Genomic DNA, 13,240 nt, shown 5'->3' on the forward strand with positions numbered 1-13,240 from the left:
TAGCTTTTATTAAATTCTAACTATTTGTTAGTACACTTCTTGATTCCCCAAATGTCATCACAATATTGTTGTATTGTTCTGTCACTTGAGAACATACCTGCATTACAAGTGTTTTCGAATGCCATCTTAGCCCATTTCATCTCATCTTTGTAAGCTTCAAATACTTTATCTTCAGTGTCTTTGAATGATTTAAAATCTGCTAATAGGAAGTATTGATCTCCCTCTTTTAATAATGAATTATAAAGATCTTCAAAATCACCAGTACCACCATCGTCAAATGTTCCATCAACTAATGAATCTAAAACTGTCTTTAATTCTTTATCTGCTTCATAGTAAGCTACCGGGTTGTAATTTCCTTTTAATGCTTCTATGTCTTCAACTTCTAAACCAAATATGAAGTTATTATCGTCTCCACTTTCTTTAACTATTTCTACGTTAGCACCATCATTAGTACCAAATGTAGGAGCTCCATTTAACATGAACTTCATGTTACCTGTTCCAGATGCCTCTTTACCAGCTGTTGAAATTTGTTTTGAAACATCTGCTGCTGGGAATAATTTTTCTGCATATGAAACTCTATAGTTTTCTACGAATACAACTTTAATTTTTCCTTTTATAGTTTCATCATTGTTTATAAGCTTAGCAACTTCATTAGTTAATTTAACTATTGATTTAGCTCTCTTATATCCTGGGAAAGCTTTAGCTCCATATATGAATGTTACTTTTGGTATATCCATATCAGGATTTTCTTTTAATCTGTAATATAAATCTAAGATGTATAAAGTATTTAATAATTGTCTCTTATACTCGTGTAATCTCTTGATTTGAATATCAAAGATTGAGTTTGGATCTAATTCAACACCTTCATGTTCTTTGATGTACTTAGCTAATTGCTCTTTCTTAGTATGCTTAATAGCCATAAATCTTTTTAATACTTCTTCATCATCTTTATATTTTTCTAAACCTTTTAATAAGTCTAAGTGTTTAACCCAGTCCTCACTTCCTAAAAGTTCAGTGATTAAAGCTGATAATTCTTGGTTACATAATCTTAACCATCTTCTTGGAGTTATTCCATTTGTTTTGTTTTGGAACTTCTCTGGATATAATTCATACCAGTTCCTTAACTCGATATCTTTTAATATATCTGTGTGTAATTGAGCAACACCATTTACAGCAAATCCAACATGTATTGCTAAGTTAGCCATTCTAACTTGTCCGTCATTAACTATTCTAAACTCTTCTATAGCCTCTTCTGAATATCCTTTTTCATCTAAAGCAACAATGAATTCAGCATCTATTTTTTCAATTATTTCTAATATTCTTGGGAATAATTCTTCTATTAAATCAACATCCCATTTCTCTAATGCTTCTGCTAATATAGTGTGATTTGTATAAGCAAATGTATGAGTAGCAACTCCATAAGCTTCTTCGAAAGTGAATCCTTCTTCATCTACAAGAATTCTTATAAGTTCTGGTATAGCTAAAACTGGGTGAGTATCATTTAATTGAACTGAATGAAGCTCTCCAAATTTCTCTGTTATTCTTCCGAATGTAGCTTTATGCTTTCTTACTATATCCTTTAATGAAGCACTTACCAAGAAGTATTGTTGTCTTAATCTTAATAATTTACCTTCTCTATTTGAATCATTTGGATATAAAACTCTTGATATATCCTCTGCTCTATTTTTAAGTTCTACAGCCTCATCATATTTTTGCTCATTGAATAAATGGAAATCAAATTCTTTAACAGGCTCACACTTCCAAAGTCTTAAAGTGTTTATATTCTTACTAGCATATCCGATTATTGGAGTATCATATGGTATAGCTTTAACTGTCATATCTTCAAAATCAACAGTTACGAACTCATCTTCTTTTCTTATGCTCCATGGCTCTCCATATTTTAACCAACTATCAACATCTTCTTTTTGGAATCCATCTTCAAAGTATTGTGAAAATAAACCATTATTATATCTGATACCATATCCTTTTAGTGGTACTTCTAATGCTGCTCCTGAATCCATAAAACAAGCTGCTAGTCTTCCTAGACCACCATTACCTAGTCCAGCATCCTCTTCTATTTCTTCAATTCTATTTAGGTCAAAGCCTAATTCATCTAAAACTTCTTTTACTTCATTATAAAGTCCTAAACTTATTAGGTTGTTTCCTAATGCTCTACCCATTAAGAACTCAGCTGAAAAATAATAAGCATTCTTTTCTTTTTCATAAAGTGCTTCAGTGTCATTCCAATCATCAACAATTCCCTCTAAAAGAGTTAGTGATAACGCATTGAAAACTTCAAAGTCTTTAGCATCCTTTATTGAGCTTTTTCCATACTTTACTTTAAGATATCTTTCAATCCCTCTCTTGATTTGTTCTTTATTCATTGTTCTTCACCCTTCCATATAGTTTTGTTATATCATATATCTTCTCTGCTAATTCATCAGTTAAAGCATCTTCTTTAACTCTCCACTCCCAGTTTCCACCTAGAGTTGAAGGGAAGTTTATTCTAGCCTCATTTCCTAAATTTAAGAAATCTTGCATTAAAGCTATTGCAGTATGTGAAACACTGCTCCAAACTCCTCTAATGAATCCCCAGTTATACCCTTCTTCTTCAGTAAGTTTTAAATACTTCTTAGAATATTCAACATCATCTTTATTTCCTGTAACTTCAAACCATCCTCTGAAAGTATCATTATCATGAGTTCCAGTGTAAGCTATTGAGTTTACTGGATAGTTATGTGGAAGATAATCACTTTCTTCTCTTGAATCAAAGGCAAATTGTAAAACCTTCATTCCTGGGAAACCAGTTTCATCTCTAAAATCTATAACTCCTTGAGTTAAGTATCCTAAGTCTTCTGCTATTACATTAACCTCTCCTAATTCATCTTTGATTGCATTAAATAGCTTAATTCCAGGTCCTTTAACCCACTCACCATTTACTGCAGTCTCATCGCCATATGGTATTTCCCAATAAGCTTCAAATCCTCTAAAGTGATCTATTCTTAAAACATCATAAAGTTTAAAGCTTTCTCTTACTCTGTCTATCCACCAAGCATATCCTGTATCATCCATGTAGTTCCAATCATAGATTGGATTTCCCCATAGTTGTCCAGTTGCTGAGAATGCATCTGGAGGACATCCTGCTACCTTCTTAGGTACATTGTTTTCATCTAATAAAAATGCTTTTGGATTAGCCCAAACATCTGCACTATCTTCAGCTACATATATAGGCATATCTCCAATTATTTGTATATCAAAACTATTAGCATATTTCTTTAATGCTCCCCATTGCTTATAGAAATGGTATTGTAAGAACACCCAATAGTTTATTTCCTTAGCTAACCTTACTCTACACTCATTTAGTGTCTTTTCATCTCTAAGTCTTATTTTTTCATCCCAATTTTGCCAACTTAGAAGATCATTTTCGTTTTTTATTGCCATATAAAGAGCATAATCCTCTATCCAAAGTTTATTCTCTTCTCTAAACTTAGCTATCTCTTCTTTGTTTTTCTCTAAAGATTTTTCATATGCTATCCTTAACACTCTCATCTTCTTATCAAATAATAATGCATAATCTATCTTTTCTGGATTATTCCCAAAGTTAACCCCTTCATAATCTTTTTTATCAAGTAATCCCTCTTCATTTAAAACATCAAAATCTATGAAATAAGGATTTCCTGCAAATGCTGAAAATGATTGATATGGTGAATCACCATAACTTGTTGGACCTAAGGGCAATATCTGCCAGTATCCTTGTCCAGATTTCTTTAAGAAATCTACAAAGTTATATGCTTCCTTACCAAAAGTACCTATACCATACTTTCCAGGTAAGGATGCAATATGCATTATTATTCCACTTGATCTTCTCATATTGCTTCCCCCTAGTTACTATTATTAAACTAAAATTTCTTTTTCAATCATATTTTTATTTAAATCAAATATTTTTATATTTAAATTTTCAACTCTTGAATTTTTATTATCTATTGATATATCATAATCTGAATCTACTTTTTTGATTCTAATTTTAAGCTCTTCATAATCACCATTTTTATAATTTTTAGTGATTCCATCATCGTTGTAATAGATGTATTCAGCTTCATCATCAACAAAAGCGATCAAGTTTAATTTACTAGTATCTAAATCTTCTACCCTTTTACTTGGCTTACTTGCCATTGTTATTATTTTATTTTTTCTTATGAACATCGGTACCTCATTTAAGTTAGCATCTATATAATGATGACCTTGTCCTAAAACTTCAAAGTCTCCTTCATCATATTTTCTAGCTCTCCATAAAAGCATCTCTTCTGGAAGATAAACATATCTTCCTAAAGCATTTTGTTCATAAATTGGAGCTAACATTAAACTATCTCCAAGAAGTAATTGATCTTCAATTCTATTAACAAATTTATCTTTATATTCAAATGTTAATGGTTTAAAATACATTTTATTATTTAAAACAGCTTTCATATATTCACTATATAGATATGGAACCATAACATATCTTAACTCCAACATATTTTTTAATACTTCGACACTCTCACCTCTAAATGCATATGGTTCTTGATGTCTTGTACCTAAAGCTGCATGATTTCTAAATAAAGGTGTAAACATACTAAATTGTGACCATCTTATAACTAAATCTTCTGTAGCATCTCCACCAAATCCACCACAATCGGCTCCTGTGTAAATGAATCCACACATATTTATATTTGGCATCATCTGAATGTTTAATTTAATGTGTTCCCACCAAGACATATTGTCTCCAGTCCATATTCCTCCATATCTATGCATACCAACTGTTGATGCTCTAGAGAAAAGTAAGAATCTCTTATTTTCATCTATATTTTCAAGCCCTTCAGCAGCTGCTCTTGTCATGTTAAATCCAAATAGATTATGAACCTTATCATGTCTTACTTTTTCATTTCCTACTCTATGGTAAAAACTTTGGTAATCTTCCATGCTATTTTGAAGTCTTGGGAATGTATCCTTAACATCAAAGTAATCGTATATTCCTAAGTTCTTACCTTTTGCTTCTGATATTTTTTCAAAAGCTTCGTTTAATCTTTTTTCTGAATAGAATATAGCTGGCTCATTCATGTCATTCCAGAACCCTTCAATTCCTTTATCAGTTAAGAATTTATATTTGTTTCCAAACCATATTCTTGCATCTTTATTTAAAAAGTCTGGGAAGTGAACTCTTCCAGGCCATACTGCTGCAACGAAAGGTTTTCCTTCATCATCTAAGCAATAATATCCCTTTTCAATCCCTTCTTCATAAACATCATATCCCTCTTCAATCTTGCATCCTGCATCGATTATAGGAATAAGTCTTATTCCTCTTGCTTTTACTTCTTCTACAAAGCTTTCAAACTCTGGAAAAGCTTCTTTATTTATAGTAAAGTTCTTGAAATCCTCCATGTAATCAATATCAAGGTATACACAATCAAGAGGAAGCTGTGAATTTTCATAGTTATCAAGGACCTCAAGAACTTCATGTCTATCTTTATAACTCCATCTGCTTTGTTGAACCCCAAAGGCCCATTTTGGTGCTATATAACTTTCACCAATCAATTCTCTGAAACTCTTAGCTATTTCTTCTAAGGAATTTCCTTCTATTATATATAAATCAAAATTATTATCATCTAATGTTATTTTTAATTCATCTCTTCTTGTATATCCAACATCAAACTTAACTCTTCCTGGATAATCTATGAATATTCCAAAATTCTTTTCTCCATATATCATTAAAAAGTTATGTGCTCCATAAAGACTTTTCTTTTCCGGAGTGTGTGAAAAATCATCTGTACAGAAACTTTCATATATCCAGCCTCTTTTATTTAATCCTCTTACATTTTCACCTAACCCATAAACTATATCTTCATCTTTAAGCTTTAATGTAAGAGCGTTATTCTCAAAATTTAAATATTTTAATTCATTACCTTTTAACTCTTCTCCGTCTTTTAGAACAACTGACTCGGTATTAAAAGGAGTTCCAAAAGTGTATTTAATTATGTGGTTATTAACCTTGCTACTTCTCATAATATTTCCCTCCATTTATGACTATCTCATATCTTTACATGATTCCCTCTCAATAATCTTTGTTTCAAAAATTATATGTTTATGCTCTTCCTTTTTAGCTAAAAGAGCTAATAGTAAATCTATACTATTTGTTGCCATATGCTTTTTAGGTTGCTTAACAGTTGTTATTCCTGGATTGTAATACTTGCTTACATCCATTCCATCAAACCCCATAATTGAAATATCTTCTCCAACTTTTAGTCCTTGATCTATAACTGCTTTAGCTGCTCCTACTGCCATGATATCTGATATAGAAAATATAGCAGTAATGTCTTTTCTTGTGTTTATAATCTCTTTAGTAGCTTTATAAGCACCACTATAATCATAATTACCTATAAATACGTTATCATCTGAATAAGGAATATTATTTTCTATTAAAGCCTCTTTATAGCCTTCAAGTCTTAATCCACTTATTCCAACGTCATCTTTTTCTCCTAATAGCATAGCTATATTTTTATGACCTTTATCTATTAGATACTGTGTTGATTCTTTAGCCGATAAAATATTGTCTATACCTATTGATGAGTACTTACTTTTACTTTCTTTAGATATTGTATTAACAGAAGTTAAAACTACTGGTATATCTAAAAATTGAAAGCTCTCATCATTTATGTTTAAGAAGTTTCCTCCTAAACAAATAATTCCTTGAAGTCTTTTTTCTTTAACAAAAGCGATTAAGCTATCAACATCATCCTCTGTAGTATAATCATTTTGTTGAAGAATCATAGTGTATCCAGCTTCATTTATTCTACTACCTATAATATTTATCATTTCAGCAAAAAATGGATTGAATACCCCTTTCATTAAAACTCCAATATTTTTAGTGTTATTTTGTTTAAGAATTCTAGCACTATTATTTGGTATATAATTACTTTCTTTTATTATCTTTAATATCTTTTCTCTTGTCTCATCCTTCACATCTGGATGTTCATTTATAACTCTTGATACTGTACTAACACCAACACCAGCAAGTTTTGCTATGTCTCTTATATTCATAAAAAATCCTCCCGATTTTCTGCAATCTTTAATTTAGTTGGAAATTGTTTCGGTAACGATACCAACTTAATTATAAACCTCATATAAAGCATTAGCAACAGCACTTATAAGAGTTTAAAGAAATTATAATAAAGTTCATTTTTTTCTACTTTTATTCAAACATTGATTTGATTTTGAATTTTATTAAGGATTAAACAATCCCCCTAATATTACTAACACTTTCTAAAGATTGTATATTTTTTTAATTAAATCTCCTTTATAATGATGGATTAGAAGAAACCACTCTTGGTTTCTTCTATAGTTAGCGTTCTTTCCAACTCTCCATCAATATATTTTATCTTATAAGAAGTATCTAATTAATTTAAGGTATTTTATCTCTATTCCGTAAAAGTTTAATTTTTAGCCTTTAACTGATCCAGCTACTAATCCTTTAGCCATATATTTTTGACCTGCAGTAGCAAGTATAACTATTGGAATTGAAGCCATTATTGCAGCTGCTGAATATTGAGTCCAGTTAGCTGAGAAATCATTTTTAATGAATTGTTGCATACCTACAGCAAGTGTTAAACTATCTGGATCTTTTAATATTGCTGATGCAAATATGAATTCACTATATGATCCTATGAATGTGAATAAGAATATTACTAAAAGCATATTTCTTGTTAATGGTAATATTATTTTGATAAATATTTGGAAAGTAGTAGCTCCATCAACACTAGCAGCCTCTACAAGTTCCTTTGGAATTCCATCTATGAAACCTTTCATTAACCAAATATTATATGCACTAGCACCAGCTGCTATAATTACTAATGTAATTATATGATCCATACCATTTAATCTGTAAGCAAGACCCAAGATTGCTGGTAATGACATAGCTGCTGGGAACATTTGAAGTAATAATAAGAACATTAATCCTTTTTTCTTTCCCCAGAATCTCAACTTAGAGAAAGCAAAAGCTGTTGGTATTGTTAATAATAATTGTATTACAGATACTGCAACACATATAATAAGTGTATTTTTAACCCATACTAAAAAGTTAGTTTCAGTTAAAACCTTTGAATAATTTTCTAATGTCCATGATTGTGGTAATAATGTTGTCTGTACGAAAGCTTCCCCTTTAGCCATAGAAGCAGTTACTATAGATAGTACTGGGAATAAAACTACTAGACACATAAACCATAAGAATATTCTTGATATCCATACTGATCTAACTTCAGCTGGTCTTAATTTCTTTTTATATTTCATTTCAGAGGTAGTTACTACTCCGCTTTTTTTCTGTACTTTACTTTGCATTTTATTCTACCTCCTCAAATTGTCCTGATAATTTCATTTGATAATATGAAATTGTTGCTAATAGTATAAAGATTATTATACTGATTGCAGATGCTATTTCAAATCTACCAAACTGTGTTGATAACTTATAGTTTACAGATGCAAGGATATCTGTGTATCCAGCAAACTGTGTTGCCATTCTTGGCGGATTACCGTTAGTAATTAAGTACGCTTGTCCAAAGTTATTAAAGTTAAATGCAAATGATGAAATTAATAGTGGATAAGCTGTTTGAGCTAATGATGGTAATGTTATTTTCTTAAATTGGACCCATTTACTAGCACCATCAACATCAGCTGCTTCATAATAACTATCTGGAATTGCTCCTAAAGCTCCTAAACAAACGTTCATCATATATGGGAATCCAAGCCATATACCAACATAAATTATTGCTACCCTTGCCCACATTGGATCTGTTAACCATGGGATTGGATCAGCTATTACATGTAAATTCAGTAATAAGTTATTTATTGCTCCGTAACTTCCATTTAAAAGACCTTTCCATGAAAGTATTGCTACTGTTGCTGGTAAAGCCCATGGAATTATAAGTATTGCTCTATAAATTGCTTTTTCTTTTAAGTTAGGATTATTAACTGCCATTGCAACTATTAAACCTAAAAAGAATGTTCCAGCTGTTGAAGCTATCGCAAATACTAAGTTCCAACCTAGAACTGGGAAGAAAATTTCTTTAAAAGGACCTGTGAAAACCTCTATAAAGTTTGCAAATCCTACCCAATGAATATTTCCTTGTGAATACATTGTGTAATCTGTGAAAGATATATACACTGTGTATAGTATAGGAAATATTGTGAATATTAAAATTGATATAAGTGCTGGTAATAAATACGGAATAGATTTTATTGTCTGTTTTCTACTCTTTTTTCTTGCTGCTTTTTTATCTACTGCCACTTGCATTTCCTGCTCTCCTCCTTAATAAAATACCTTTACCCTTTTTAAAATTACTTCTTATAAATAAGGGGGACTATAAATCCCCCCTTTTAAATTCTTATTATTTTTGTTGCTCTATACCTTGTTTAATTTGTTCAACTGTCATTTGAGCACATTGTTCTGGAGTTATTTGTCCTGAAGTTAATAATTGTAAGTTAGCTCCAGCTGGTGCCCACATAGCTTGAATTTCTGGTATATTAGGCATTGGAGTAGCATTTTTAGCTTGCTCTGCAAAAGCACTCATGTAAGCATTATCTTTGAAATCTTTGCTATCTAAGTATTTGTTTAATACAGGTATTCTGTTACCTTTATTTAATAGGATATCTCCTGAGTTTTCTGATAAGTACTTAACTAATTCCCATGATAAATCTTTATTCTTTGATTTTTCACTTACGAAAGCAGTTTGTACACCTAAGAATGTAGGTACTTGTTTTCCAAATAATGTTGGCATTGGAGCTACTCCAAAGTTTACTCCCCCATCTTTGAATGCTGATACATCCCATGGTCCTGAAATATAGAATCCAGTATTTTTAGCTAAGAAATCTCCTTTAGCTATATCTCCAGTTATATCAGATGGCATTAATTTATCTTTTTGAACTAAATCTTGAACGAATTGATATCCTTTTATAGCTCCTGGTGTAGCTAGTCCAATATCAGTTGGATCAAGTGTTCCATTATTATCTTTATAAACATATCCTCCGTCTGCTGCTATAAATCCATAAGTAGCATAGAAGTTATTTACATCATACTTAAATCCTGCTCCTTCTTCTGCAACTTTTACTAAGTCTTCCATAGTTTTTGGAACTTCTTTAACTTTATCTTTGTTATAGAAAAGAGCTGAAGTTTCTTGAGCTATTGGAACTGCATATCTTTTTCCACCAATTGTTACTGCATCTAAAACTTGATGTGATGCAAAATCAGAATCATTTATAGTTCCTTCTGGAACTTCTGCCAAAAGACCTGCTTTTTGGAATGTTCCTAAGTTATCATGAGCTAATCCAAACATTATATCTGGTCCTTTTGAACTATTTGCAGCTTGAATATAAGCTTGCATTTCTGATTTATCTTCTACAACTTTTACTTTAACTCCTTTTTCTTCGCCCCATTTTTGAGCTAATTTGTTGATTTCATCAACCTCTGGAGTTGTTAAGTGTGACCATACTGTAAGTTCTTTAGTTCCTTCTGAACTCTCTGAACTACTTCCTCCACATCCTACTAGTGATCCTGCGAATAACATTGTTGTTGCCATTACAGTTGCTAGAATTTTTGTACGTTTTCCCATTATTAAATCCCCCTCATAACTTTAATTAATTTAAAGATTTTATCTTTTTCACAATTAATTTTCGGAAACGATACCAAAACATCTTAAAAAAATATTCTATTTGTTAGAATAACAAATACTTTTTCAAAAAGTCTTTCGGTATCGTTTCCAAGATTATTATATAATACCAAGAAAACATTTTCAATACTTTTTTTGAATTTTTTCTAGTTTTTGTATAAGTTTTATATTTACCTTTATTTTCAAATATAATAAACCCCTTATAAAGACTATATTTCCAAGGCTTTCATTTTTAAATTTTTCTGTAATATTTTTTATTATTTTATCAATATAGAAATAAAAAAACTCAATTCAAGTAACATTTACTTAAATTGAGTCTTATAATAATTACCTATTAATTTCTTTTCCTCTCCATATTAGGAAAGCAATCTTAAAAATAACAGCTTCATTAAAATTTCTTATATCATAAGATGTACATTTTTGAATCTTATCTAATCTATATATCAAAGTATTCCTATGCACATATAATTCCTTAGATGCATCACTTATATTAAGACCACACTTAAAGAATGTTTCTATGGTCTTTATCATTTCCCTATCTAATTTAGAGAAACCTAAGCCAAAATCCTCATACATCTTGTTTTTCAAATCTTCATCTATGGAGTCTACTAAATTTTCAAAAAGTAAATCTCTTTCTCCATAAACAATTTCATCCAAATCGTATTTTATTGCAAGATTTATTTTAGACATATTTATCTCGTAGGCCTCTTTAATTTCATTTATATTATTTAATTTCATATAGCTTATGTAGCATTTAGTATATAAGTTTGAAGCTATAGAATCCTTAATTCCATTAGCATGTTCCTCAACATCTTCTAATGTACCAATTATAACTATAGTATCATCCTTTAACAAGCTAATAATGTTTTTACTATCATAACATTCACTTATAAGCTCTAATCCTTCTTGGATATGAGATGATAAATATACACTTATTATGTAGAATTCATCTTTTAAAACTGAAAGTTCTTTATTTATAGTGTTTTTATCTATATTTATACCCTTTAAAGCTTTCCTTATGAGCTTTTCTTTATTACTAGATACTTCTGTAATCTTACTCTCTATTAAATACTTCAATAAAGAAATACAGCTTTCATAGTCCTTTTTAGTTATAATTTCACCTTTTTTACCTCTAACTTCGAATTCTTGAGAAACATATTCTTCTTTATGTGAATCTTCAAAATCACATGGCGAGAACTCCTCCGCATCCAAAGTAACCTTAAAAGGTATTTTGGTGTTTATATATAACTCTTCTAAGAACTTATGAAAACTGTACATACTGATTACCCCTCTATTTTAAAGCTATCTACTAATTAAACTAATTTTAACTCAGTTTCTTTATCGAAGATATGAATTTTATTAGCATCAACATAGAATTTAGCCTCTTGTCCATTCTTTAACTGAGTACTTCCATTTACTCTAACTGTGATGTTTTGATTACCAAGTTTAGTATAGATGTAACTTTCTGCTCCCATTAACTCTGTAACTTCAACCTTTGATTTGATTACAGTAGTTGGATTTGCAGCCACTAACTCTTGATCGTCGTCTAAATGCTCAGGTCTTACACCTATTATAACATTTTTACCAACATATCCTTTTTCTTTTAATAATCTAGCTTTTTCCATTGGCATTTCTATTTTTTCATTTTGGAAGCAAGCAAAGTACTTTCCACCCTCTTCTTTTACAGTTCCATCTATAAAGTTCATTTGTGGACTTCCAATGAATCCTGCAACGAATATATTAGCTGGGTTGTTGTATATTTCTTGTGGTGAGTCAACTTGTTGAACTATACCATCTTTCATAACAACAATTCTAGTACCCATTGTCATTGCCTCAACCTGGTCATGTGTAACATATATAAATGTAGTTTGTAATCTTTGATGTAACTTAGAAATCTCTGTTCTCATTTGAACTCTTAATTTAGCATCTAAGTTTGATAAAGGCTCGTCCATTAAGAATACTTTAGGCTCTCTTACGATAGCTCTTCCTAATGCAACCCTCTGTCTTTGTCCACCTGATAAAGCCTTTGGCTTTCTATCTAATAAATGCTCTATATCAAGTATTTTAGCAGCATCTCTAACTTTTTTATCTATTTCTTCCTTTGCAACTTTTCTTAACTTAAGTCCGAATGCCATATTATCATATACAGTCATATGTGGATATAATGCGTAACTTTGGAAAACCATCGCTATATCTCTTTCCTTAGGCTCAACTTCGTTAACTAATCTATCTCCAATGAATAATTCACCTTTTGAAATCTCTTCTAATCCAGCTATCATTCTTAAAGTAGTTGACTTACCACATCCTGATGGTCCAACGAATACGATGAACTCTTTATCAGCGATTTCTAGGTTAAAGTCTTTAACTGCTGTAACATCTCCTGGATATACTTTATAAATATGTTTAAGTGATAAATTTGCCATATTAATACTCCCCCATAAATTCCAATTATTTCTCGAATTTCTTTTATGTCTTTATTTTATACCAATTAACCGTTTTCATCTATGGACATTATTTACAAAAGAATTGATTGTTTTTTGTATGATAAT

9 protein-coding genes are annotated in these 13,240 nt (G+C 30.6%); all 9 read right to left on the reverse strand.

All coding sequences use genetic code 11. The features are described from left to right. Positions 1 to 20: 20 nt before the first annotated feature. Positions 21 to 2,384: a glycogen/starch/alpha-glucan phosphorylase gene (locus ACQZHJ_RS16000; protein ID WP_430486498.1), complete on the reverse strand. Its 2,364-nt coding sequence runs from the start codon at positions 2,382 to 2,384 to the stop codon at positions 21 to 23. After that, complete coding sequence (gene malQ / locus ACQZHJ_RS16005) at positions 2,377 to 3,870, reverse strand: 4-alpha-glucanotransferase (RefSeq protein WP_430486499.1); 1,494 nt, start codon at positions 3,868 to 3,870, stop codon at positions 2,377 to 2,379. The genes ACQZHJ_RS16000 and malQ overlap by 8 nt, the downstream gene beginning before the upstream one ends. Before the next feature lie 24 nt (positions 3,871 to 3,894). Then, positions 3,895 to 6,039, reverse strand: coding sequence for a TIM-barrel domain-containing protein (locus ACQZHJ_RS16010; protein ID WP_430486500.1), 2,145 nt, complete (start codon positions 6,037 to 6,039; stop codon positions 3,895 to 3,897). Positions 6,040 to 6,060: 21 nt separating this feature from the next. Beyond that, a complete protein-coding gene (locus ACQZHJ_RS16015; protein ID WP_430486501.1) occupies positions 6,061 to 7,074 on the reverse strand; it encodes a LacI family DNA-binding transcriptional regulator in 1,014 nt (337 codons plus the stop codon). A gap of 399 nt (positions 7,075 to 7,473) precedes the next feature. Continuing rightward, complete coding sequence (locus ACQZHJ_RS16020) at positions 7,474 to 8,367, reverse strand: sugar ABC transporter permease (protein WP_430486502.1); 894 nt, start codon at positions 8,365 to 8,367, stop codon at positions 7,474 to 7,476. Between the two features lies 1 nt (position 8,368). Further along, entirely contained in the window at positions 8,369 to 9,319 is a 951-nt protein-coding gene (locus tag ACQZHJ_RS16025; RefSeq protein WP_430486503.1) for a carbohydrate ABC transporter permease, read from the reverse strand. A 94-nt stretch (positions 9,320 to 9,413) separates the two neighbouring features. Beyond that, positions 9,414 to 10,634, reverse strand: coding sequence for a maltose ABC transporter substrate-binding protein (locus tag ACQZHJ_RS16030; protein WP_430486504.1), 1,221 nt, complete (start codon positions 10,632 to 10,634; stop codon positions 9,414 to 9,416). Positions 10,635 to 11,018: 384 nt separating this feature from the next. Further along, entirely contained in the window at positions 11,019 to 11,969 is a 951-nt protein-coding gene (locus tag ACQZHJ_RS16035; RefSeq protein WP_430486505.1) for a PucR family transcriptional regulator, read from the reverse strand. Between the two features lie 35 nt (positions 11,970 to 12,004). Beyond that, positions 12,005 to 13,114 carry an ABC transporter ATP-binding protein gene (locus ACQZHJ_RS16040; RefSeq protein ID WP_430486506.1) on the reverse strand — a complete coding sequence of 370 codons (1,110 nt, stop codon included), beginning with the start codon at positions 13,112 to 13,114 and terminating at the stop codon, positions 12,005 to 12,007. Between the last annotated feature and the right edge of the window lie 126 nt (positions 13,115 to 13,240).

The sequence above is a fragment of the Clostridium sp. B9 genome, from assembly GCF_050509515.1.
GTDB lineage: Bacteria > Bacillota > Clostridia > Clostridiales > Clostridiaceae > Sarcina.

Bases quoted from the DNA above. Each gene is read 5' to 3' on its own strand.
- ACQZHJ_RS16035 (WP_430486505.1), bottom strand. From the start codon at position 11,969: ATGTACAGTTTTCATAAGTTCTTAGAAGAGTTATATATAAACACCAAA.
- ACQZHJ_RS16040 (WP_430486506.1), bottom strand. From the start codon at position 13,114: ATGGCAAATTTATCACTTAAACATATTTATAAAGTATATCCAGGAGAT.
- ACQZHJ_RS16025 (WP_430486503.1), bottom strand. From the start codon at position 9,319: ATGCAAGTGGCAGTAGATAAAAAAGCAGCAAGAAAAAAGAGTAGAAAA.
- ACQZHJ_RS16030 (WP_430486504.1), bottom strand. From the start codon at position 10,634: ATGGGAAAACGTACAAAAATTCTAGCAACTGTAATGGCAACAACAATG.
- ACQZHJ_RS16010 (WP_430486500.1), bottom strand. From the start codon at position 6,039: ATGAGAAGTAGCAAGGTTAATAACCACATAATTAAATACACTTTTGGA.
- malQ (WP_430486499.1), bottom strand. From the start codon at position 3,870: ATGAGAAGATCAAGTGGAATAATAATGCATATTGCATCCTTACCTGGA.
- ACQZHJ_RS16000 (WP_430486498.1), bottom strand. From the start codon at position 2,384: ATGAATAAAGAACAAATCAAGAGAGGGATTGAAAGATATCTTAAAGTA.
- ACQZHJ_RS16015 (WP_430486501.1), bottom strand. From the start codon at position 7,074: ATGAATATAAGAGACATAGCAAAACTTGCTGGTGTTGGTGTTAGTACA.
- ACQZHJ_RS16020 (WP_430486502.1), bottom strand. From the start codon at position 8,367: ATGCAAAGTAAAGTACAGAAAAAAAGCGGAGTAGTAACTACCTCTGAA.